The sequence below is a fragment of the Exiguobacterium sp. s36 genome (assembly GCF_018618345.1).
Classification (GTDB): Bacteria; Bacillota; Bacilli; order Exiguobacteriales; family Exiguobacteriaceae; genus Exiguobacterium; species Exiguobacterium chiriqhucha.
On sequence record NZ_JACSLW010000001.1, the window covers coordinates 625,085 to 647,740 of the forward strand.

The 22,656-nt window shown below is 53.8% G+C and carries 18 protein-coding genes and 1 riboswitch; of the genes, 4 read left to right on the top strand and 14 right to left on the bottom strand.

Annotated features, from left to right (window positions below; translation table 11 throughout):
* Nucleotides 1-55: 55 nt before the first annotated feature.
* The 5 genes from ribH to KNP95_RS03200 all read right to left on the bottom strand — a co-directional run bounded on the left by ribH (nt 56) and on the right by KNP95_RS03200 (nt 4,604).
* A complete protein-coding gene (ribH, locus tag KNP95_RS03180) occupies nt 56-520 on the bottom strand; it encodes a 6,7-dimethyl-8-ribityllumazine synthase (protein ID WP_021066479.1) in 465 nt (154 codons plus the stop codon).
* The gene (gene ribB / locus KNP95_RS03185; RefSeq protein WP_214835394.1) at nt 517-1,701 is read right to left on the bottom strand and encodes a 3,4-dihydroxy-2-butanone-4-phosphate synthase; all 1,185 of its coding nucleotides are present in this window, start codon (nt 1,699-1,701) and stop codon (nt 517-519) included. Before ribB ends, ribH begins: the two co-directional genes overlap by 4 nt.
* Entirely contained in the window at nt 1,701-2,342 is a 642-nt protein-coding gene (gene ribE, locus KNP95_RS03190; protein ID WP_214835396.1) for a riboflavin synthase, read from the bottom strand. The genes ribB and ribE overlap by 1 nt, the downstream gene beginning before the upstream one ends.
* The gene (gene ribD, locus KNP95_RS03195; protein ID WP_214835398.1) at nt 2,323-3,402 is read right to left on the bottom strand and encodes a bifunctional diaminohydroxyphosphoribosylaminopyrimidine deaminase/5-amino-6-(5-phosphoribosylamino)uracil reductase RibD; all 1,080 of its coding nucleotides are present in this window, start codon (nt 3,400-3,402) and stop codon (nt 2,323-2,325) included. Before ribD ends, ribE begins: the two co-directional genes overlap by 20 nt.
* Nucleotides 3,403-3,554: 152 nt before the next feature.
* A riboswitch (FMN riboswitch) is annotated at nt 3,555-3,697 on the bottom strand.
* Between the two features lie 94 nt (nt 3,698-3,791).
* Nucleotides 3,792-4,604, bottom strand: coding sequence for an undecaprenyl-diphosphate phosphatase (locus KNP95_RS03200; RefSeq protein WP_021066475.1), 813 nt, complete (start codon nt 4,602-4,604; stop codon nt 3,792-3,794).
* A 453-nt stretch (nt 4,605-5,057) separates the two neighbouring features.
* On the opposite strand from KNP95_RS03200, the gene KNP95_RS03205 reads away from it, so the two are divergent.
* The gene (locus tag KNP95_RS03205) at nt 5,058-5,699 is read left to right on the top strand and encodes a homing endonuclease associated repeat-containing protein (RefSeq protein WP_235045171.1); all 642 of its coding nucleotides are present in this window, start codon (nt 5,058-5,060) and stop codon (nt 5,697-5,699) included.
* Nucleotides 5,700-6,013: 314 nt separating this feature from the next.
* Here KNP95_RS03205 and KNP95_RS03210 read toward each other — a convergent pair whose 3' ends face one another.
* Nucleotides 6,014-7,696, bottom strand: a complete 1,683-nt coding sequence (locus KNP95_RS03210) for a GGDEF domain-containing protein (RefSeq protein ID WP_214835402.1) — start codon at nt 7,694-7,696, stop codon at nt 6,014-6,016.
* Nucleotides 7,697-7,824: 128 nt separating this feature from the next.
* Nucleotides 7,825-8,655 carry a DegV family protein gene (locus tag KNP95_RS03215; RefSeq protein WP_021066472.1) on the bottom strand — a complete coding sequence of 277 codons (831 nt, stop codon included), beginning with the start codon at nt 8,653-8,655 and terminating at the stop codon, nt 7,825-7,827.
* A 169-nt stretch (nt 8,656-8,824) separates the two neighbouring features.
* Here KNP95_RS03215 and KNP95_RS03220 point away from each other — a divergent pair, with 169 nt between their 5' ends.
* The 3 genes from KNP95_RS03220 to KNP95_RS03230 all read left to right on the top strand — a co-directional run bounded on the left by KNP95_RS03220 (nt 8,825) and on the right by KNP95_RS03230 (nt 12,665).
* Complete coding sequence (locus tag KNP95_RS03220; RefSeq protein WP_214835404.1) at nt 8,825-9,523, top strand: ABC transporter ATP-binding protein; 699 nt, start codon at nt 8,825-8,827, stop codon at nt 9,521-9,523.
* A gap of 5 nt (nt 9,524-9,528) precedes the next feature.
* A complete protein-coding gene (locus KNP95_RS03225) occupies nt 9,529-11,850 on the top strand; it encodes an ABC transporter permease (protein WP_214835406.1) in 2,322 nt (773 codons plus the stop codon).
* An 86-nt stretch (nt 11,851-11,936) separates the two neighbouring features.
* Nucleotides 11,937-12,665 (top strand): DUF4261 domain-containing protein, encoded by a 729-nt coding sequence (locus KNP95_RS03230; protein WP_021066469.1) that lies wholly within the window; start codon nt 11,937-11,939, stop codon nt 12,663-12,665.
* 34 nt (nt 12,666-12,699) lie between these two features.
* Here the strand turns inward: KNP95_RS03230 and KNP95_RS03235 are convergent, their stop codons facing one another.
* The 7 genes from KNP95_RS03235 to pulA all read right to left on the bottom strand — a co-directional run bounded on the left by KNP95_RS03235 (nt 12,700) and on the right by pulA (nt 22,607).
* Complete coding sequence (locus tag KNP95_RS03235) at nt 12,700-13,593, bottom strand: DUF5996 family protein (RefSeq protein WP_214835408.1); 894 nt, start codon at nt 13,591-13,593, stop codon at nt 12,700-12,702.
* Nucleotides 13,594-13,699: 106 nt separating this feature from the next.
* The gene (locus KNP95_RS03240; protein WP_021066467.1) at nt 13,700-14,023 is read right to left on the bottom strand and encodes a thioredoxin family protein; all 324 of its coding nucleotides are present in this window, start codon (nt 14,021-14,023) and stop codon (nt 13,700-13,702) included.
* 19 nt (nt 14,024-14,042) lie between these two features.
* The gene (locus KNP95_RS03245) at nt 14,043-14,894 is read right to left on the bottom strand and encodes a DegV family protein (protein WP_058764323.1); all 852 of its coding nucleotides are present in this window, start codon (nt 14,892-14,894) and stop codon (nt 14,043-14,045) included.
* A 132-nt stretch (nt 14,895-15,026) separates the two neighbouring features.
* Nucleotides 15,027-15,443, bottom strand: coding sequence for an RDD family protein (locus KNP95_RS03250; protein ID WP_251130230.1), 417 nt, complete (start codon nt 15,441-15,443; stop codon nt 15,027-15,029).
* Nucleotides 15,444-15,461: 18 nt separating this feature from the next.
* On the bottom strand, nt 15,462-16,535 hold the full coding sequence (locus KNP95_RS03255; RefSeq protein ID WP_214835410.1) for a nitric oxide synthase oxygenase: 1,074 nt from the start codon (nt 16,533-16,535) through the stop codon (nt 15,462-15,464).
* 102 nt (nt 16,536-16,637) lie between these two features.
* On the bottom strand, nt 16,638-19,460 hold the full coding sequence (locus KNP95_RS03260; RefSeq protein ID WP_214835412.1) for a sensor domain-containing protein: 2,823 nt from the start codon (nt 19,458-19,460) through the stop codon (nt 16,638-16,640).
* Nucleotides 19,461-19,685: 225 nt separating this feature from the next.
* Nucleotides 19,686-22,607 (bottom strand): type I pullulanase, encoded by a 2,922-nt coding sequence (pulA, locus tag KNP95_RS03265; RefSeq protein WP_214835414.1) that lies wholly within the window; start codon nt 22,605-22,607, stop codon nt 19,686-19,688.
* Between the last annotated feature and the right edge of the window lie 49 nt (nt 22,608-22,656).

Genomic DNA, 22,656 nt, shown 5'->3' on the forward strand with positions numbered 1-22,656 from the left:
GCATGCGTCGCTAACGACAAAAAAAGAGGAGAGCTGGTTCGCTCTCCCCGTCCAATTAAAACGCGCGCATCAAGTTCGCCATCTCGATGGCCGATGTTGCCGCTTCCCACCCTTTGTTCCCGGCTTTCGTTCCAGCTCGCTCGATTGCTTGCTCAATCGTCTCTGTCGTCAAGACGCCGAAAATGACCGGTACTTCTGACTGATAACTCGCCTGGGCGATGCCTTTCGCCGCCTCATTACAGACGTAGTCGAAGTGTGGTGTCGCCCCACGGATGACGGCACCGAGTGTGATGACGGCATCATATTTCTTGCTCATCGCCATCTTCTTCGCGACAAGTGGGAGTTCGAACGCTCCAGGGACGAACGCGATTTCGACGTCGTCTTGTTCGACGCCGTGGCGCTTTAACGCATCTTTCGCCCCATCTAGCAAGCGCATCGTGATGAGATCGTTGAACCGTCCGACGACGATTCCGACTTTCAAGCCTTTTCCAACCAAGTTTCCTTCAAATGTATGCATCATGATTTTTCTCCTCCAAAGTGGTTCATTTTTTGTTGTTTCGTCATTCGGTACTTCTCGTTCGCCGCATGGGCGCCGACGAGAATTGGGACACGTTCGATGACGGTGATGCCGCACGCTTCCAAGGCATCGACTTTTTCCGGGTTATTCGTCATGAGCCGGACGTTCGTGACGCCGAGGTCACGAAGCATGGCCGCGCTGACCCGGTAATCGCGCAAATCGGCATGAAGTCCGAGCGCCACGTTCGCCTCGACCGTATCAAGCCCTTGTTCTTGCAGTTCGTACGCCTTCAACTTGTTGAGCAGACCGATGCCGCGCCCTTCTTGACGCATATACAAGATGACACCGCCTTCGGCTTCCACTTTCGCCATCGCGGTATCGAGCTGTGGCCCGCAATCGCAACGATACGAGCCGAAGACGTCGCCGGTCAGACACTCGGAATGGATCCGGACGAGCGGCGCATGTTCGAGCTCACCTTTGACGAGCGCGACGTGTTCTTCCCGGTCGAGGACGTTCCGATAGCCGATCAATCGAAAGTCCCCTTTTACCGAGGGGAGCGAGACGTCCGCCTCCCGTTCGACGAGGTCCGTCTCCATATAGCGGACGAGCGCCTCAATCGTGATGAATTTTAAATCGTGCGCTTCCGCGACGCGTTCAAGGTCCGGCACTCGGGCCATCTCGCCGTCTGGGCGGATGATCTCACAGATGACGGCGACCGGTTCACTTCCGGCGAGGCGCGCCAAATCGACCGACGCCTCCGTATGTCCGCGTCGGACCGAGACGCCACCTTTTTTCGCGATAAGCGGGAAGATATGTCCCGGACGTTGGAAATCGGCCGGGCGGGCGTTGATGTTCGCGAGTTCGCGCACCGTATGGGCCCGTTCGCTCGCCGAGATGCCCGTCGTCGAATCGACGTGGTCGACACTGACCGTGAACGCCGTCCCGTGCGGATCGGTGCTGTTCGCGACCATCGGCTGCAAATCGAGGCGGACGGCCACTTCTTCGGCGAGGGAGGCACAGACGAGCCCTTTCCCTTCCGTGATGAGGAAGTTCATCGTCTCCGCTGTCATCTTGTCCGCGAGGACGACGAAGTCCCCTTCGTTCTCCCGGTCCTCATCGTCGACAACGATGATCGGTCGTCCCATCTTCAAGTCTTCGACTGCTTCTTTAATCGAGTGGAACATTACCATCCCGCCTTTCCATACCCTTGCGACGCCAATGATTCGAGCGTCACCGGTTTTTGACTTACGAGTTTTTCCATATATTTAGCCAACATGTCACATTCCAAATTGACCGCGTCCCCGGCCTGCTTCATCCCGAGCACCGTCTCACTGTACGTGTGCGGGATGAGCGACAACGTGAATCCGCGTTCCGTCACGTCAAACACCGTCAAGCTCGTCCCGTCGACCGAAATCGAACCTTTCGGGACGATATAGCGGAGGAGCGATGGCTCACAGCTGATGTCGACATAGACGGCGTTCGCGAGCGACCGTTTTTTGACGATGCGCCCGACGCCGTCGACGTGACCCGAGACGAAGTGACCGCCGAAGCGTCCGTTCGCGGGCATGGCCCGCTCCAAGTTGACGCTCGTGCCGGGGCGGACCCCGTCGAGACTCGACGCCTTGAGCGTCTCCGGCATGACGTCGACCGAGAAACTGTCACGGTCGAACGTCGTCACCGTGAGACAGATACCGTTGACAGAGATGCTGTCACCGAGTTTCACATCCTCAAGCACGACCTTCCCGGCAAGCGTGAGCCGGAGGGATGGCCCGTTCCGTTTCACTGCTTTCACACTGCCGATTTCTTCAACGATTCCCGTGAACATCGGACTCCTCCTTTCGCATGATGAGCTTGATGTCGGTGCCGACCGTCTCGACCGATTGCACGTCATACCGCTCGATCACATCGAGCGGACCGTCATGATGCGAGCGGTAGAAACCGCCCTTGCCACCGAACACGCGTGGCGACTGATACATGACCCACTCGTCGACGAACTGTCCGTCCAAGAGCGAGGTGACGAGCGTCGGTCCCGCTTCGACGAGCAGGCGACCGATGCCGCGTGCGTAGACGTCTTGTATCACAGCGTCGAGCGACGTGTAATCGGCGAGCTCAACGCCGCGTTGTGTGAACGCGTCCCGCTTCACTCGATCGTCGGACGTCGTGTAGAGCAATACCGGCACATCGTTCGCCGTCCGGACGAGCTGACTCGAGAGCGGCGTGCGCAACTCACGATCGAGCACGACCCGGAGCGGTTGCATCGTCTCGCGGTCGAGCCGGACGGTGAGGGCCGGATCATCGGCGAGCACGGTGCCGACACCGGTCAAGATCGCATCGACCGTCGACCGCAGTTCATGGACGTCCCGTCTCGCTTCTGTCCCGGTCACCCACTTGCTGTCACCAGTATCGAGGGCGACTTTGCCGTCAAGACTCGTCGCGGTCTTCAAGATGACGTACGGCCGTCTCGTCTCGAGCGAACGCAAGAACGACACATTGAGCGCTCGTGCCTCACGCTCGAGCAGTCCGACCTCGACTTCAATCCCGACCGCTTTCAATCGAGCGATGCCCTGTCCCGCCACGAGCGGATTCGGATCGCTCATCGCGATGACGACCCGCTTGATGCCCGACTCCACGACTAAATCGGCACACGGCGGTGTCTTGCCATGATGTGAGCACGGTTCGAGCGTGACGTACATCGTCGCGCCATAGGCGGCGGCCCCGGCCATGCGGATGGCGTGCACTTCAGCGTGCGCTTCCCCCGCCTTCAAGTGGGCGCCGAACCCGACGACCCGACCGTCCTTGACGATGACGGCTCCGACACGCGGATTGACGCCGGTCGATGAGGCGGATTTGGCCAATTGGATGGCTTGTTGCATGTACTGTTGCATAATCTCCCTCCTTGTTTCGTACAAACAAAAAGACCTCAAGGAATGATCCTCAAGGTCTCGGTGGGAGCCGTTCATCGTCATTTGGGCAAGCCAAATAAGCGTTTTCTTTACAGAAAAACGTACGACGAACTACAGGTCGCATGGACCTGTCATGTTTCCTTCTCCCATCCAGACTATACTGTCGGCTCTAGAATCGCACTAGATCCACCGTTCGCACACGTGCGCCCGGGTCACGGACTTAAGGCTCGCGCCCATCACCGCCGGTTGGGACTTTCACCCGACCCCGAAGGAATATTTGTTTGTACGTTTCCACTTTAGCGCAAAAATAAATGGATGGCAAAACGAAATGCGCAAAAAAAGCGCCACTCGTATGAGCAGCGCCTTGTAAATCAAGCCAAGAATAAAACGACGAGGAGTCCGACAATCCAGCAATAGAACGAGAAGTATTTGAGCTCGCCTTTCGCCATGATGTGTTGGAACCATTTGAGCGAGATGGCCGTGAGCGCATACGAGGCGATGAACGCCAAGATGAGCGGTCCGAACAAATCACGTGTCTCTGGATTCGTGAACAACTCCGGTCCATCTAAAATCGTCACCCCGAGACTGATCGGGATGAAAAGGAAGAACGAGAAGCGAAGCGCCGACTCTTGCTTGATGCCGAGCAACATCGCCATGACGATTGTCGCCCCGGAACGACTGATGCCCGGGATGAGCGCGACCGCTTGGGCGAGACCGATCAAGATGGCGTCGCGGAGCGTGATGCCGCCGTCTCCTTTATTCCCTCGCATATTCCGGATGAACCAGAGCGCGACCCCGGTCAGGATAAGCGTATAACCGACCGTGGCGACGCCGCTGAGCTTCTCGCCAATCCAATCGCCGAACAGGACGCCGAGCACACCGGCTGGGACCGTGGCGACGAGCAAGAGACCAATGAACTTGACGTCGACCATCGTCTCGTCACTGCGGTCCTTTTTAAACAAGAACGTCCACAGACTGACGACGAGACGGACGACGTCCTGCCGATAAATCGTCAAAACAGCGAGCAGTGAAGCAAAGTTCACGAAAATCTCGAATGAGAGACCTGGTAATTGGATATCAAACAGCTCTTGGAAGATGACCAAGTGACCGCTTGATGAGATTGGAATCGGCTCAGTGAACCCTTGAATCAAGCCGAGTAGGAGATAAAATAACCATATTGTCATATCGTAATATCCTCTTTTCTTATTTACATCAATTCCATTATTTTAGCAGACCGTTCGTTTCACTGACCACCCTTTCAAAAAAAAATCGTTATTTTCAAAACTTTCATTTGATTAGTCTGAAAATTAAATTTATTATAGAAGAGTACTCAACTGGTGCGACGGTGATGACCCCATTGGCCAGTTGGGTACTTTTTCGTACAGATTATTACATATTAGCCACGATAAAACTTTTTGTTTACAATTGAACCCATTTAATATTAAATTTGTAATAGAACTGTTACCATTTTTTCAAAGTATAAACAGGACTTTAGACCTATCCGTTCATAAAATCGGTTTAAAAAAACTTGAACAATGCACTTATAAATTGTAAAAACTGGCCGATAGTATGATTGTAGAAGCAACTTCGTCATCTTTGTCGGTTCAGATATGAGTCCATGGAAGGAGGAACCACCATTGAGTCAAACGCTATCCACTAAATCCCACCACTTGTCCACCGAACAGCAGAGGATGATTCACTGTATTCGACTGCTCGGCGACTTGTTGAAGGAACGTCCACGACGCTCTGTGTATCGTCGCTTCGCGATGGAACAAAGCTGGCCATCTCCCGAGTCGATTATCCGACAGTTCGGGTCATGGGCCGAGGCGCTTGCAATCGCCGGCTATGAATGGCACGGAGAGGCGACTGTCGATCTCCCGGACAAAATGCCAAAATACACGCGTGAAGATATCATCGAGACACTCGCCCTCTACTCGCGCGACATGGGATCGATTATCACGCTCAAAAAGTATCAGGAATGGCGCAAGCTCCATCCGAAAGCTCCGAGCCATTACCATATCGTCAAGACGTTCGGTTCGTGGCATGACGCCTGCGCCGAAGCCGGACTTGAAGCGAGTGTGACGTACTCAAAATCAGAGCTTTCCACCGCACTCCGTGAAGCGATTCACGAGATGGGCTTCTCTCTTTCCTTCGAAGCGTATCGCGAATGGGCAAAACGGAACAACAAACCATCCACGAAAGCAATTCTTCATCGTTACGGTTCATGGTCGGCTGCGATTCACGCGGTCGAGTCAGAAATTTTCAATCAGAAATTATAATCTTTCATTCATAAGGAGGACGCCGGGTATCCGGTGTCCTCCTTTATTGCGTTAACAATGGATTGCTTGATTATAGATGAATGCTACCTCAGCCGGCACCCTCCGTTCCTGGGGCGCTTTACGGGGTCATCCTTGCATCGCTCTCCCCTAGGAGTTCGGGCGCCTGCCTTGGGTAGCGAATCCGAACACATCTCACTTGCGTTACAGCCTAACCTCAAATTATAGAAACTGATTAAGCTTCATGTCTGTACGACTCTAGTCATTGCGGAACATAAGTAAAGGAGAATCTCGATGCTCGAGATTCTCCTTCATCATCATTGAATCCGTTCCGTCGACGTGTCGCGATAATGGGCGACACGGTCCCGGCCGTTGAATTTTGCACCGACATACATGGCGCGGTCGGCGTGGCGGAGTAGCGTGTCGAGGTCGTCGTACTCGTGGTTCGTCTCGATGCCGATGCTCGCCGTCACTTGGACGCGGATCCCTTCGGAGCCGAACGGATGGGCGCGGAGCGCTTGGCGGATCTTCTCTCCCGTCACGAGCGCGGCCGCCTCGTTCATGCGCGGAAAGACGAACACGAACTCCTCGCCGCCATATCGAGTAACGAGGTCACCGCTTCGGACGAGACGACTGAACAGCGCCCCGGCCTCGATTAACACTTCATCCCCGAACGCATGGCCATACGTATCGTTAATCGCCTTGAAATGATCCAAGTCGACCAAGAACACAGACAACGGATACGAGGCGATGTCGTTCAACCGCTCCTTCGTCCAACGTTTGAGCGCCCGCTGGTTCGGCAGTCCGGTCATCGGGTCGGTCAGGCTCTCATGCTGGAGCCGGTTGCGCTCGTCAATCCGTTCGAGTGACCAGGACAATGTTTTCAACAGTCGATGAATCTCGACGGCGATCGCCCCTTCATACGCGCCGTTCGCTGTCGTCGAAATCATGCAACTGACCGCGTTCGTCGTGCTCGAAACGGGCTGGATGACGAGGGCCGAATGATGTAACTCGGTCTGTTGTGCCTGCAGGTCGGGATGCCACTCATGGAGCGAATCGTACACGAAGTACGGCTCTTCCGCATCCCGATGCCGTTCGAGCGTAAAGGCGTCGGCAATCGGTTTTGACTTTCGTCCGCTGACGTCATAGAACGTGCGGTCGCCGGTTCGATTGACTTGTAACCAGCCGCGTTCAAGTTCGACGACTTCTCTTAACCCGTTCCAAAACTTCTCGATGAGCAGTTGTTCGTTGTCGACTCGGTAGAGCTGTTCTTTCAAACGCTCGACTTGGTCGATTTTCGACTGCGTCTCCTCGGTCTCCGTCGCTTTGGACAGCCCCATCTTGAGGAGCGACAGAATGAGGAACGTCGCCATCAGGCCGGTGTAGCCGAACAGTTGGAACGCCTCGATCGCGACCATCGTGAACAATAGCTCGAGCGAGATGACGAGCCAGTCGAATCGGAGCAGACGCCACATGATCGGGAGCGGAATCCGTTCCCCGATCAAGAACCGCGACATGAGGAAACTGAATCCGAGGACGAGGAACAAGATCGCGAAGAAACCGAGTAGCGCCGTACCTTGCTCGAGCAGATGGACGTTCGGACCAATTTGTCCGCCGAGCCGCAAGTAGACGAGTCCTGGTAAGACGAGCAACATCGCCTCAATCAACGTATTGAGCGGGTAGAAATGTAAAAATCGTCGCCGCCCGACTTTGTTCGCGAACGTCCGGGCCTGGAATGTGAGCAGCAGGAGCTGTCCCATCAATAAGGCCGGGAGCAGACCGTACAAGAAGAACGTCATAAAGACAAACATCTCATGGAACGTGAAGTGTAAGTGCCGCCGCTTGAGCGGATTCATCACGAACAGGGCACCGAGCGTAAAGATGAACCAAAACAACGACCAATCAAACGTCCCGATACCGAGCCACATATAGGAGAGAATCCCCATGAAGACGATCGACCACGAGAACCAGCTCCTGACGAGGTACTTCCGAAATCGCATCGTCTCCCCCCTTTCCTTATCCGTTATCATTCTTACACAGTATGAAGGTTCTTGGTTGAAGATTCCAGCCGTTGTTTGAAAGTTTTGACAATGAAAAAAAGACCGTGACTCTTGTCACGATCTTGTCATCACTTCGCTTTTAAAAACGAGATGCCGATTGAGCCCGACCCCGTGTGTGCTCCGAGGAGCGGTGCGAGTGTGTCGACCCGAATTTTGGCTTTGTCACCAAGCTCACGTTTCCACGATTCGGCCAGCTCTGGCACGTTTCCGTGGAAAATGGAGACGTCCGTGCATTCGCCCGAATCGATGGCTTGACGGAGTGCCTCAAATAGCTGGGCCTGCGCTTTTTTATACGTCCGAACCGTCTGATATGGAACGATGAGCCCGTCTTCGAAACGAAGCACCGGTTTCAACTGCAACATGTTGCCGATGAGCGCTTTCGACTTCGAGATACGTCCGCCCTTTTGCATCTGCGTCAAGTTTTGCAAAATCAACTCGATGCGGACATCCTCGACACGTTGTTTCATATACGCTTCGACGTCCTCGAGCGCGTCACCGCGTTCGACACGTTCAATCAACTCTTCGAGCATAAGTCCCATCGTATAGATCCCGGCCCGCGAGTCAATCGCGAGCAATTTGAACTCAGCGATCTCTGCGCCTTGGACCGATGCCGAATACGTGCCGCTCAAGTCGGATGACAAGTGGACGGCGATGCCCATGTCATACTGATCTTTGATTCCTTCATACAATGTGACGAAGTCGCCGATGGCCGGTTGGCTCGTCGAGACGCGTTCGCCCGCATCAATCCATTCGTACACGGTCTTGGCATCGACCTCGACCCCATCTTTATACGGTTGATCCCCTTTGACGACGTAGAGCGGGACGATATGGATGTCCGGGTGGTGCTGAATCGAATCTGGAAGGACAACGGTGCTGTCCGTAATATAAGCAATTTTCATGTTAGGGCTCTCCTTCAATCAAAATTAGTACCTGGTAATATTATTTTATCACAGGTGAAGCGGTTTCACTATTTTTTCAAAAATCGAATTCCCTTGAAGTTTCACATATTCCCGTCCACAATGCGCCTGAAACGGGTAAAAGATAGCATCGGACAAAGGAGGAATCGGCATGATTCACATCGAGCACGTCAATAAAATCTATAAGACCGGGGATGTCGAGACGGCGGCGCTTAAAGACATCGAGTTGACGATTCAGGACGGCGCGTTCGTCGTGATCTTGGGACCGAGTGGGAGCGGCAAGAGCACGCTGTTGAACGTCATCAGCGGACTCGACACGGTGACGTCCGGGACGATTACGTTCGGTGATACCGTCCTGACCAAGTTGTCCCCGGAACAAATGACCGCGTTTCGGCGCGACCATCTTGGCTTTATCTTTCAACAGTATAATCTGCTCCAAAACCTGACCGTCTATGAAAATATCCAAATCGGCTCTGACTTATCCGACAACCCGCTCCCAATCGATGAGTTGCTCGAGCAGGTCGGACTGACGGCCGCCCGCGACAAGTATCCGTATCAACTGTCCGGCGGCGAACAACAGCGCGTCTCGGTCGCTCGCAGCCTCGCCAAAAATCCATCCATCGTCTTCTGTGACGAACCGACGGGGTCGCTCGACGAGGACAACTCGAAACGGGTGCTCGAACTGCTCGAACGGTTGAACAAGGAGTATGACAAGACCGTCGTCGTCATCACGCACAACACCGGCATCAGCGAGATGGCCGATAACGTCATCAAAATGAACTCGGGTCGAATTATTGAACTGACGCACAACCCGATTAAACGATCTGCTCGTGACATCCACTGGGGGTGAGACAGATGCTTTATAAAAATGTATGGAAGACGCTCGCCGGTAAATGGATGCAGCTTCTCGCCATCGCCGTCATTATCGTCATGAGCTCGCTCACGTACACGATGATGTTTTATGGCATCAGCGGCATCGAGGTCCCGACCGAGGAATATCTTGCGTCATCGAATCAAGAAGACTTTGCCGTCGAGATGCTCAACCGCGTCACCGCGGAAGAAGCAACCGCCCCTGCGCTCGCCGACTTCATCGCCTCAGGTCGATATACACTATCGGACTTGCAGCGTGTCGACGAGGCGGCGTTCGATGCGTTGGTCACGGCACGGATCGATGCCGTCGAGCGTGACATGGGCAACGCGACGCTCGAACTGCGTGCCTCAAAGCTGATTAACTATCCGTTCGGCTCGAGTGAGCACCGCGGACTCGTCTTGAAAGAAGCGGACGCCATCAACCTCTCGTATCTTGAAGCGGGCAAGCGCCCCGTGCGAGACGACGAGGTCGCCATCAATGCGAAATACGCCGAGAAGAACGACATTGCCATCGGCGACACGATTGACCTCGGCAGCCCGTTCACGGTGAGCGGGTTCGTCCTGTTCCCGGACTATACGTTGCCGCTGTTTGATGAAAATTACTTTAACCTCGACCCGGGCACGCAGACGCTTCTCCTCATGACGGACAACGCTTACGAGGAAGTGACCGGCACGGAATCGTTCCGTTTGGCTGGTGCCGCCGACGGGACAGTCGTGACGGACATCGAGCTCCCGTTCGTCATCTCGGTCATGGAGACGGAGAACATCATGCGTAGCGGCGCGATCTATAGCGAAATCTCGTCCGGTAAAGCGATGGCGCTCGGCTTGAGCTTATTCATCGTCTCCATCGCCGTCATCATCGTCGCCATCTTGATTTCGAACATGCTCGAGGCCGAACGCGGACAAATCGGTCTATTGAAAGCAATCGGGTATAACCGACGCCAAATTGCCATACCGTATCTGGTGCTCATCTTGGTGTTCGCGACGATCATGCTCGTCATCGGCTACTTTCTCGGGCTCTATTTCGCCGAACCGCTCAAAAACCTGTATCTCGATTTCTATCTATTGCCGTCCATCACCATCGCTCAAAGCCCGCTCGTCTTTCTCACGGCCGTCTTCGCCCCGCTCTTCTTCTTCGCTCTCGTCGCAGGGGCGGTCATCTATAAAATCATGGGTGAGAGTGCGCTCGCTTTGTTGTCACCTCGCGACAACGTATCGCTCAACCGCCTCAGTCGGATCGTCAGCCGCATGCTACGTAACACACGCGGCAAGACGAAGTTCAAATATTTATACGCCGTCAAAAGCACGGGCAGTTTCATCATCTTCTTCCTCGGCATCCTGTTCTCCACCCTTCTCATCGTCTTCGCCCTCATGATGAACGGGGCCGTCGACCGGATGACCGTCGGGGAATTGAATGAGGCCGACTATGCGTATGAGGCGTATACGACGACGCAGCCTACGCTTCGTGACGGACAAGAACCGTTCCTCACCTATCCGTTCGCGTTCGTCGAAGACAAGCTCGTCACGTTGAAAGGGCTCGATGCGACGAACACGCTCGATCGGCTTATAGACGAAGATGGGAATGACTTGACGCCCGCCGCAGACGAGGTCATCGTGAGCGCCTCGCTCGCCTTGAAGCTCGGACTCGAGACCGGGGACACCCTCAAGATCGAACTCGAAGACGAGACGCTGTCGTATCCCATTAGAGGCATCGCGGATGAGTATATGGGGGACACGGTCTATCTATCGCGTGCGGCGCTCAGCGAACAGTTGTCGGACGGGACGACGGACGAGTTGTTCAACGGCATTTACGCGACCGAACGTCCGGACGAGACGGACTATCCGACCATCATCTCTCGGAGCGGCCTCATCGAGCAGTCCCAGTCCATCAATGAATATATGAACTTGATGATGAACGTCATGATCGGCGGGTCGGCGTTAATCGCCTTCAGTATCCTGTTCGTCTTGACGGCGCTCACGGTCGAGAAAAACTATTACGTCATCTCGCTGTTGAAAGTGATGGGCTATGACCGTCGTGAGGTCCGTTCGATGATTTTGAACAGCTATTTCATGTACGCGCTCGCCTCTGCGCTCCTCAGCATCCCGATCGCCCTCCTCATCTTGCGGGTCATCATCGTTGTGTTCGCAGAAGATTACGGCCTCGTCCTGCCGCTCGAATTTGAATGGGTGTACGTGCTGTATACGCTCGGCGCGGTGACGCTCCTCTTCTTCGCGAGTACGTTCATCAGTCGTCGGAAAATCGATCAAATCCCGTTACAAGAAGTATTGAAGACATATCAAGAATAATTTGTCGCCAAATAGGGCATAATAAGAGAAGAGACCGGGCCTCTCCCTGTGAGGGGCCTGACTATTAGAAGAAGAGGATGATTCTTATGAACCGTACACAAGTATTGCTCGCCATCCCAGGAAACTGGTCATCGGCCGAGGCAGTCAGCGAACAAATCAGTTTACATAGCGAAGGCTACACGATGGCCGGTCTGTTGCTGTTAGAAGACGAGACTGGGAAAGCGTTCACGGTCGAAGTCGTCGAGCGTGACCCGGCTCTCGCCGAGGCGATGATTCATGCCAGTTCAGGCGGCTTCACGCCGAAAATCGCGAAAGGGCTCGCCCGCCATACGCACATCGTCTATTTGATTGTCGACGTCAATGACGTGTCAGACATCGCGGCGGCGCGCCGTGCAGCCAACGCCATCTTGAACGCCGGCGGCCTCGGCGTCATGGTCGAGACGGCTGGTGTTGCCTACTCGAAAGACGAATGGCAGGAGTCGAAAGAAGAAGACCTCGCCCTCGACTACTCGCTTCTGACGGCCATCACGGAAGAAGAAGATGCCTACGTCTCGTGGGGCATGAAAGCGTTCGGTCACGCCGACGTCGCCGTACCGGCCACGCTCGAGATTGAAGACGCGATTCACGTCGTCCACTCGTTCAACTTCCACCTCATCTCGGGTGGTTCGATGTTCGGAGACGGAGACAGCTTCACGTTCGAGGACGGCAAGACGTTCACGGTCGAGATGGGTGAAGACGAGCGGACGTCAATCGACAACTTGCTCCATAACCCGTTCGGCTTGATTTACCTCGTGCCACAAGTCGCAGCAGAATAAAAACAAGGGCTCACAGACTTTCGTCTGTGGGCCCTTATTTTGGTTGCGGCGGCATATCGAGCGGCAAGAAATAATGCGCGCACCCTTCCCAACCGAGCTGTTCACTCAACAGGTCGAACGATGTCCGGAAGAACGCTCGGATGTCACTTGACCGATCGACCTTCTCGAGCGACAAGAAACATTCGCTCATGTTGGCGTCATAGTAGGCGTCCGCTGGTTGAATCCGGTCCGAGGCGAGCTCGGTGTATTGAAACGGATACGGCAAGATAAAGAACATCGGCACGTCGACGGACGCATCCCCGAGCCAAAACCCGAACTCGATCATGTGCTCATCGAACGCCGCCTTCTCAATCAGTTTGTCTTCCGGGAACGGCTCGAACTTCCCGTAGACGATCATCGACGACACGTCGAACGTGCCCCAAAACAAAGCCGGTTTCACTTTCCGGCATCGGAGCGGGGCGAGAAACCTCGCTTGTTCCCGCGCGGCATATTGGAACAGCCGCACCCCTTTCAGCGCGGCATCGGCATCGTAAGCGAGCGGCGCCACATCCCGGTCCAAGTATCTGAGTTCTCGCATTTCCTGCGTCTTCGGATTGAGGGTAAGGCGGATGCCGGACGCTTGAAGCGTACCGATGATTTCCATGTAATACGTTTTGAGCGATTTTCCGTCCTCAAGCGGAAACATCGTTCGATTCGATTCGACGTGCACCGTAATGATTCCAGCCGCAACGTCGACGTCCACCTCGAACAACGTCTCCCCGCTCCAGAGCGGCCCGGTCGTAAACCCGGTCACGGTGAGCGGCAATGTGACGTGAGCCCATTGCGGTTCTTGCGGGGCGAGTGCAACCTTTAGTTTCCCTAGAATCTGTGACAAAAGATGCAGCGTGAGCTTCGTGTCAGCCCAGTCGGAGTGGCGGATCAGATTCATTCGCGTTTCCCCATTTCTTCTTTCGAACAAGTGACGCAACTACTATCCTGATTCCCCGTGTCCGGCTCCGACAACCAAAAAAATCCACAGACACGTGTCTGTGGATTTAGCCTCGCATCTCTTGGAGACGTTCGAGTTGATGGGTCAGCTCGCCGATCGGGACGAATCGGGCCCGACGGAGCGTCTCTCTGCCGTCGAGGAAAAACAGGACGACCGGTACGGTGAAAATCGAGTAGGCGCCGGCAATTTCCGGCACCTGATCCGAATCGATGGCGACCGCCTCGATATCGGGGAACTCCGTCAACATCTCTTCGACTTGCGGTTTGAGCGAGTGGCAGACGCTACAGGTCGGATGCGAGACGTAGACGAGCAATTGGTCCGAGTCCGCAATCCGGTCTTGTAACGCCGTGAGTGTGGTGACAGCTTCCATCAAACTCCCTCCTTTATGGTTACGCGTCGAGCCAGAGAATGCCGACCGTCTCAAAGCCTGCGTGGACCGCAATCGACGGACAGAAACGCGTCTTGACGATTTCAATGTCTGGCAACTTCGCTTGGATGAGAGCGACGATATTGTCCTGCATCTCTGGAGCGAGCGCCGTCTGAACGAAGACACGGTTGTTATGAATGCCGTTCGCGGCGTGACGACGTTCGAGCTCGGTCACCATCTCGGCGTAGGCTTTCTTGAGCGACCGTGCTTTTTTGAACGGGATGACTTTCCCCGTCTCATCGAGCGTGATAATCGGTTTGATGTTAAGGATGTTGGCAAGGAACATCTCGCCTGACGAGACGCGACCGCCGCGGCGCATCGTTTCCATGTTGCCGATAATCATGAAGAAGTTTTTCTTGTCACGCCACGCTTCGAGCAAGGCGACGATCTCTTCGACCGACTTGCCTTCAGCCTCGGCGGCGAGACCGAGACGGACGAGTTCTTGCTGCGCCTCGAGCGCTGCGTGCGAGTCGACCGTGTACACTTTGAAGTCGGCCGCTTCGGCCGCCGCACTCGAGTTTTTCACGGTCGAGCTCAAGCCGTTCGAGCAATGGACGGCGATGGCGCAGTCATACCCTTCTTCTTTCAAGCGTTCATAACGGGCGATGAAGTCACCGAAGATCGGCTGTGACGTCTTCGCTTCTTTCTTTTGGTCGATCATATAGCGATGCAAGTCTTCGAGCGACAAGTCCACTTCGCTGTAGCCGCTGCCGTCGACGATCAGTTGAATCGGGACGATATCGACACCGAGACGGGCCGCCTCTTCTTTCGAGAAATTGGCCATACTATCGGTAATCCATGCGATTTTGGTCATAACAAAAATCCTCCAATGGTCGTTCAATTTTTTCCTAACTCATTATACCTTATTTTTCGAAATCCTTCCTTTCTGACTGATTCGCACGAAAAAGACAGCCCGACTCATCGTCGCGCTGTCTTCGGCTTCGACTCATCGTGTCGAAATCAATTTTGTATGGGCAAACTCATCGTGCGGCAATTCCATGTCTTTGCCTGACTTGATCTGTTGCAATGCCTTTAACAACGGCAGACCGAGTGTGGCCGGATAGACGACGTCTTTATACAACGTCCGCTTCACGACTTGTTCGAGCGAGAGCGGTCGTCCGTCTTGACTGACGACTTTAATCCCGACGACTTGGTCACCGATCGTCTGGCCATTTTTGTTGAGTAAGAAGTACACTTCCCCTGCCATCGTCACGAGCGTCGGCAAATAGTAACGTTTCACTTCTTTTCCAGGAAACAACTTCTTCCGAATCGTCTTCTCGACGAGTTTCGCTGGGGTTTGAAAAATGAGTTGGTCAATTTGACTGGCAACGGCACGTTTCCAAATTGGGACTGCCACGTTCATCATCCTCTCGTTTCGGTTCTAGGCTTTAGATTCCTCTTTTGCCTTCGCTTGAAACGCCGAAAACGGACAACCCGAACGCGCGAACAAGTTCGGCGTCACAATTTTGTCATCATAATGGCGGTGGAACATGTGCGTCGCGGCGGGTGACAGCGGCGGGATGAGCCAGCTCCATTGGCCGGTCACGTCTCGACCTGCGTCCTGTTCGTTCTTCTCGAACCGTTTGAACTGTTTTGCCGCCGTGTGGTGGTCGACGATCGTCACCCCGGCCCGCTCGAACGACTGCAAGACGGCAACATTCAACTCGACGAGGGCCCGGTCGCGCCAAAGCGTCCGCTCTTTCGACGTATCGAGTCCGAGCGACGCGCCAACAAGCGGCAAGAGATTATAGCGATCCGTATCGGCCAAGTTTCGCGCCCCAATCTCGGTCTCCATATACCAGCCGTTGAACGGGACCGATGTGAAGCGCAGGCCGCCAATCTCGAGCTCCATGTCGGCGATAGCCGGGACGGCATGCCATTTGATTGGGCGACCGTCGAACAAATCGTACGCCTCGTGACGAATGTCGACCTCGAGTACCGCGTCGTCTGGCAGTTCATAGAGCCGGACCTCTCGCCCGTCCGTAATCAACAGCGGCAAGACGTCAAACTCGGTCCCGGCCCCGCTCCAGCCGAGTCGTTCGGCCTGTCGCGTCATCGTCAAGGATAGCGGGTCGCCAATGATTCCGTCCTCCGTCTCATACGCCGCGTACCGGATGAGTTGCGCGTTCAACAAACGAAACTCATTCGGGAGCACCGTCATCGTCGAGCGAATCTTGCCATCGTTCGTCGCATACCGTAAATGACTGACGAGCGCCTCGAACACGTCGTCGAACGTCTCTGCGTCGCGGGCATCCCGAACGTTCAGCGTCTGCCAAAACAGACGGCCGATACATCGATTCGAGTTGCGCCAAGCGAGTTTCGCCCCTTCCGTCAACTCATCGGTCGTGAGCGTATACGATCCTGTTCGTTCAATCTCATCCGCAATCGCCTGTAGCCGTTTCGAATGATCGCCTTCTAGTTGTGAGAAAAAGTGTCGGGCTACCTGAATGTCCATATTGTCGATCTCCTCTATATAGTCTGTCCCTCTCATCTTAGAGAATATCATAACGGGTTTCTACTTTTAGCGTACAGAAAAAGCGAGCCAGTCGGCTCGCTTTCAGTCTGTCTGATCAATCAAGTCTTTCGCTTTTTGAATCGTAAAGCCTCGTGGTTTTTCGCTTTCCAAGGCAGTCAATCGTTTTTCAAGTTCAACCGTCTGTTCATATGACGCCTCATATTGATAGAGGCCATTGGCAAGCTCGGTCAAACGCTTCACTTGAATCGGGAATGGTGCCATTCCGTCGTCAAGCAAGATGACGAGGCTGAGATCACTATCAACCGGTAAGCGGATTGACCCGTAAAAGGCGATGGCCTTGAAGCCGCGACGCATGATGACGATTGGTGATGTGCCGACCGCGACGTCTCGATTGCGCAAGCGCGTGATGGTGATGCCCGCATGAATCAATCGACTCGACGACGGTAGCGTCTCGACATACTCTTCAATCGGCGTCAGCGTTCCAGCTTCGAGTGCTTGCTCGAACTCTGACTCTTTGAGCGGACGGCTGAAAATAAATCCTTGAATGACGTGACAGCCAAATTCGCGGAGACGGAGCAGGTCGTCCATCATCTCGACACCCTCGACGACGACATTCATCCCGAACTCCTCGGCGATGAGGAGCAGACTGCGAATGATTCCTTGGGCCTTCCGGCTTTGATTAACGTTGTGGGCGAACACCCGGTCGATTTTAATCGTCTGAGCGCTATACGCCTGCAAGTATGCGAGCGACGAGTAACCTTTCCCGAAATCGTCGAACGCGATCGGGATGCCGAGGTCATTCAATCGTTCGAACGCTTGCGTGATTTGTTGGGCGTCTTCTAACAGCGATGTCTCCGAGATTTCGACCTCGAGATAGCTCGCGGGGATATGGTGACGGGCGAGCGTGTCCTCGAGCACATGCTCGAAATGCTCTTGATATAAATATTTGGCTGAGACGTTGATTGAAATCGGCACTTTTTTCGGGAGCGTCATCAAATAGCGGCACACTTCTTCAATCAGCCAATTCGTCAGCTCGAGATGAAGGCTGCTCTCCTCGGCGAGCGGGATGAACTCGGCTGGTGAAATCGATCCCCACGTCGGATGCGTCCAACGCATGAGTGCCTCGGCCCCCACGATTTGTCCGGTCCACGCGTTCACTTTCGGTTGATACATTAAATAAAACTCTTTGTTTTGAAGCGCACCACGCATATCCCGCAGTAGTTCATATCGCTTTAATGACTCAATGTCCATTTGTGAGGAATACAGTTCAAGTTGAGCCCCGATTTTCTTGTCGGCTCGGTTCATGGCAATACAGGCGTGTTTAATTAGCTCACTCGCCTGCACCCCGTCTTCCGGATATCGGCTCACCCCAATCGAAATGCGGGCGAATAAGTCATAGACGTCAACGCGGAAGCGATGGGTCGAGAGCGTGCCGAGCTTTTTCCCGAGCGCGAGCACTTCGGGATCTTCCATGCGTCGCGGCAAGACGATGAGCACGTTATCCGCATCTAAATGCCCGAGCATGGCGTCTTTCGGCAATAGGCGAATCAATTGGTTCACCGTCGCGACACGCCACTCGTCGCCAAGTTCGTACCCGAACGTATGATTGATCTCGGCAATCCGATTGAACGATAGCGAGAATAGCGTGAACGGGTCCCGCTTGCGGGTCAAATGATATACCGACTCCGTGATCGACTCGCGATTCGGCATGTTTGTAATCGGATCGAGCGAGGCAAGACGCCAAATCTCTTCTTGTTGCTCTTTCAACTGCGTGATGTCTTTGACGAGCGTCCGGAATCCGATGACGTTCCCGCCCGCAGAAAAAATCGGTTCCCGATTCTCTTCGATCCATTTGATGTTCCCTTTGGCGAATATACGATACGAGAACGTCGATGGTTTTCCGTTCAGTGTCACTTCCCGCGCTTGTTTGATTTTTGGAATATCATCTGGAACGACAACTTTTTGCCAGTAATCCGGGTGAGCGTTGAATTGGTCTTCCGTATATCCAAAGATAAGTGAGAAGCCCGGCGTCAAAAACTTGAATTGTTTTGACTCAAAATAGCGCTCAAAAATGACTGAGTCGACAATCTCGCAAAGCTGCCTTACTTTCGACCGTTCTCTCGTCAATTCTTCCTCGGCCGTGACGAGATTCGTCACATCAAACATCGCCCATGTGACGGCTTTGCGATCTTTCGATATACCGACTTTTACAATCAACTCCAAATACTGTTCCACTTTCGGGTTAAAAGCGCGAAGTTGCGTCTCGTATTCAAATTGTTCGGTGTCTTGAAGCAACGTTTCGATTGCCGCCGCGAACGCACCCCGATCGTCTTCATGAATCAATTTTCGAAAATCTTCCCGCTTCATCTCAGCGAGCTGTCGTTTCGTCAAACCAAGCAGTTGTCCGGTTTGCGGAGAGTGGTAGAACGTGCCCTTTTCAAGGTCGAGTTCAATCAAGATGAGCCCAGGGATCCGCTCGAATAGCAATCGGCTCACTTTCATCCGATTGTAACGTTCTCTCAACTCCGTCTGTGTCGTCAAATCTTTGACGACGCCGTAAAGGCCCGTGATGACCCGCCCTGTATAGAGCGGTGTATTTGTGATGGACAGATGTATCGAGCGACCGTCCTCGTTCCGCGCTTGCAGTTCATAATGTACGGTTTCACCTTGGAGCGACCGTTGATGGAACGTCTGGACCCGTTCACTTTCTGTCTCAGGCAACCATGATGCCGGATGGACGAACCGCTCTTCTTCCCCGTTAAAAAGAAGCGACAGTTTTTCATTCGAGTCGACGAGCCTTAACTCTCGATCGAGTACATAGACGGCATCTGGATACTGAACTAACAGGAGCGGATCGATATTGATTCGTTCTCCACGTTCCATTTGTTCAACGTTTGATTCCAATGCATGCTTCCATTGTCGGAAGAAGCCCATTTCCACCACTCCCCGGTGTGACGAACGTCACATGAATGTCGTATTACCTTGATTATATAAGATGGAACCCGTCAAGGAGGCTTCTACTTTCGAAAATAAGGGGAATAATCTCTCTTTTGTACATATTTTGAAATTAATGTCATTATTTCAAGCATCATAAAAGACCACGGCTCAATTGAGTCCGTGGTCTCCCGTTTAACGTTGTTTCACGACGACCGATCCGTAAGCCGGTACATCGACCGTGCTCGAGACGCGTTTAATCGTCTTCGTGCCCGCTTGTTTGCCATCGACGATGAGGTTCCATTGCCCGCTCGGCAATTTCACTTTGACCGTCTTAGCGTTAGCGTTGTGCGTGATGAACAAGTCTTTCTTCTGGCCAGGTGCTTTGTCATCAATCGAGTAGCTGATGACGTTCGCTTCGGCTTTGTAGAATTTCAAGTTTTTCTTCACGTCAACCGCCTTCGTCATGCGGAGACCTGGGTTGTCTTTACGCATTTCGATTAAACCCTTCATGTACTGGACGTCCGCCTTACGGTCAGCGGCCCGTTTCCAGTCCATTTGGTTGATGCGGTCCGGCGATTTGTACGAGTTGTGGTCGCCTTCTTTCGTCCGCATGAACTCTTGACCTGCATGAATGAATGTTGTTCCTTGGCTCGTCAAGAGGATGCTCGACGCGAGACGGTGCATCTTCGTGCGGTCCGCTTCCGACGTTTTCGCGTTCGTGAGTTCGAGCTTGTCCCAGAGCGTGTGGTTGTCGTGCGCTTCGACGTACGTGATCGCTTGCGTCGGTTCTTTCGTGAAGCCTTTGATGTCGGCGCTATAGTCAATCTCACCGACGATGCCTGTCTTGATGCGGTTCTCAAGGCCGGCTTTACCATTGATGAAGCCGTTGTCCGTGTCGATGAAGACACTGCCTTTCAAGCCGTCGCGGATGTTGTCGTTGAAGTGTGCGACGCCTGGCATCTTGTAGGCGTTCTTCTGGTTCGCTTTCTTCGCCGGGTCGAGCGGCGTGCTGAGGTCCCAACCTTCGCCGAAGACGAGGATAGATGGATCCACTTTGTTCAACGCCGAACGGACTTGGTTCATCGTCTTGACGTCATGGATGCCCATGAGGTCGAAACGGAACCCGTCCCAATGGTACTCTTGCGCCCAATAGACGACCGAGTCGACGATGAGCTTCTGCATCATCTTGCGTTCCGAAGCGGTATCGTTACCGACACCCGTTCCGTTCGCGAAATCGCCGCCTTCTGTGTAGCGGTAGTAGTAACCTGGAACGATTTTATGCAAGTTCGAGGCTTGCGCATCGAACATGTGGTTATAGACGACATCCATGACGGCGCGCAAATTGTTGTCATGAAGCCCTTGAATCATTTGTTTCATCTCACGAATCCGGACTTTCGCGTCATATGGATTCGTCGAATACGAGCCTTCCGGCGCGTTATAGTTTTTCGGGTCATACCCCCAGTTGTATGATGCATCCGGTTTCGTCTCATCGACCGAGGCCGTGTTATAGTCGTACACCGGAATGAACTGGACGTGTGTGACACCGAGGTCTTTCATATGGTCGAGGCCAGTCTTTGTGGCTGTCTTCTTGCCGTTGACGAGGAGGCGTGTGCCTGGCTCGACGACGCCGAGATATTTGCCTTTGTTTTTAATCCCTGAATCGTACTTGTCTGACGTGACGTCGAAAATCGACAAGTCGCGAACATGCGTCTCATAGATGATGGCGTCTGTCCGTTTCGCCAATTTCGGCTTCATCGAGTTCCAACGTTTCGGTTTCGTCTCGTTCAAGTCGACGACGACCCCTTGGTCCCCGTTCACACCGACTGCTGTCGCGTACGGATCGACCGCGCGGACGCTGCCTGACGCGTGCTTGACGTTGTACGTGTAGCCGATGCCGTCCAAATCGCCACGGACGTCCGCGACCCATGTGCCGCGCTCGCCACGCTTCATCGAAATCGTCTTCTTCAAGTCTTTATCCGAAGCTGGACGCGTTTTCGGCATGTTCCATAGTTCGAGCTTCACGTCTTGTGCCGTCGGGGCCCAAAGGACGAATTGTGATTTTGACTGCTTGTAAGTCACGCCGAGTTTGCCGTCATAGGCATACTTCGCATCGAACTCCGGTGACCGAAGGACGTCGCCCGCTTGGAGTACTTTATCTCCGAACGTCGGGTGCTTCGCCGTGATGACCGCCGCCAAATCGATGTCGGCACTGAAACGGACGGTGACCGACTTGTCGCCTGACTTCTCAACCGATTCAACGGTCGCACCTTCGACCGTCAATTCGCTCAAGAACTTCTCGTCGATGACGCGGTTGAGCGTGAGCTCCGCTTGACGGAACGTGTCCGCCTCGAATGAGACGATTTTCGGTGAACGATCGATTTCTGGTTCTGAATAGTAAATCGTCGAATCCCCTTCGACGAGCCAAATCTCTTTCGCCGTGCTGAGCGCGAAACGGTCTGTGCCGTCTTTTTCGGCCCATTCGCCTTTTTTCGTGACGAGTCCGATGAGTTTCTTCGCGTCTGGGTTCGCAAACTTCACGTTCGCGACACCGCCGAAGGCGTCCGTCTCATCGAAGTTGATGTTTTGACCGTCGCCACCGTCTGGCCATGTCCAAAGACCCCAGTCCGTGTATGTATTGTCGTAACGGAAGTAATGAACTTTCATATCTACGTCCGTTGCTGCCGTCTCCCCGTCTGGGTTCGACGTATAGATTTTCGAGTCCCCTGACTTGATCCATACTTCGGCAACGCCGTCTTTAATCATATCGCTCGTGATGAAACGGTCGTTTTCCGACCCTTTATCTTTCTCCCAGTTGTCCGTACGGACGATGAGACCGAGCTTTTCAGGTGAATCGACCGGGAATTCGTAGGCCGCCACCTTTCCGAAGTCGTCCTCGCCGTTGAAGGCGAAGGCTTTATTCGGGAAATAATCTGGGTTATTCGCCCAAAGCCATAAGTTCCAATCCGTTTGATTGTCCGGGGCCTCTTGATAGTGAACGACGACGAGCGTCGACTTGCCTTTATCGAGAGCGGACGATGACATCGGAAACATTGAGAACACTAGTGCAAACGTTAGCACAACTGCCCATGCCTGTTTCCATCGCTTGTTGACCATGTGGGTCCCTCCTTGTAGCATGATTTTAGGAAAACGCTTACACAAAAAT

What these genes read in the sequence shown, in the direction of transcription:
- KNP95_RS03235 (WP_214835408.1), bottom strand. Translation starts at nt 13,593, where the DNA reads ATGAATCTGATCCGCCACTCCGACTGGGCTGACACGAAGCTCACGCTG.
- ribB (WP_214835394.1), bottom strand. Translation starts at nt 1,701, where the DNA reads ATGTTCCACTCGATTAAAGAAGCAGTCGAAGACTTGAAGATGGGACGA.
- ribH (WP_021066479.1), bottom strand. Translation starts at nt 520, where the DNA reads ATGATGCATACATTTGAAGGAAACTTGGTTGGAAAAGGCTTGAAAGTC.
- KNP95_RS03210 (WP_214835402.1), bottom strand. Translation starts at nt 7,696, where the DNA reads ATGCGATTTCGGAAGTACCTCGTCAGGAGCTGGTTCTCGTGGTCGATC.
- ribE (WP_214835396.1), bottom strand. Translation starts at nt 2,342, where the DNA reads ATGTTCACGGGAATCGTTGAAGAAATCGGCAGTGTGAAAGCAGTGAAA.
- pulA (WP_214835414.1), bottom strand. Translation starts at nt 22,607, where the DNA reads ATGGTCAACAAGCGATGGAAACAGGCATGGGCAGTTGTGCTAACGTTT.
- KNP95_RS03230 (WP_021066469.1), top strand. Translation starts at nt 11,937, where the DNA reads ATGAACCGTACACAAGTATTGCTCGCCATCCCAGGAAACTGGTCATCG.
- KNP95_RS03215 (WP_021066472.1), bottom strand. Translation starts at nt 8,655, where the DNA reads ATGAAAATTGCTTATATTACGGACAGCACCGTTGTCCTTCCAGATTCG.
- KNP95_RS03240 (WP_021066467.1), bottom strand. Translation starts at nt 14,023, where the DNA reads ATGGAAGCTGTCACCACACTCACGGCGTTACAAGACCGGATTGCGGAC.
- KNP95_RS03225 (WP_214835406.1), top strand. Translation starts at nt 9,529, where the DNA reads ATGCTTTATAAAAATGTATGGAAGACGCTCGCCGGTAAATGGATGCAG.
- KNP95_RS03245 (WP_058764323.1), bottom strand. Translation starts at nt 14,894, where the DNA reads ATGACCAAAATCGCATGGATTACCGATAGTATGGCCAATTTCTCGAAA.
- ribD (WP_214835398.1), bottom strand. Translation starts at nt 3,402, where the DNA reads ATGCAACAGTACATGCAACAAGCCATCCAATTGGCCAAATCCGCCTCA.
- KNP95_RS03220 (WP_214835404.1), top strand. Translation starts at nt 8,825, where the DNA reads ATGATTCACATCGAGCACGTCAATAAAATCTATAAGACCGGGGATGTC.
- KNP95_RS03255 (WP_214835410.1), bottom strand. Translation starts at nt 16,535, where the DNA reads ATGGACATTCAGGTAGCCCGACACTTTTTCTCACAACTAGAAGGCGAT.
- KNP95_RS03200 (WP_021066475.1), bottom strand. Translation starts at nt 4,604, where the DNA reads ATGACAATATGGTTATTTTATCTCCTACTCGGCTTGATTCAAGGGTTC.
- KNP95_RS03250 (WP_251130230.1), bottom strand. Translation starts at nt 15,443, where the DNA reads ATGAACGTGGCAGTCCCAATTTGGAAACGTGCCGTTGCCAGTCAAATT.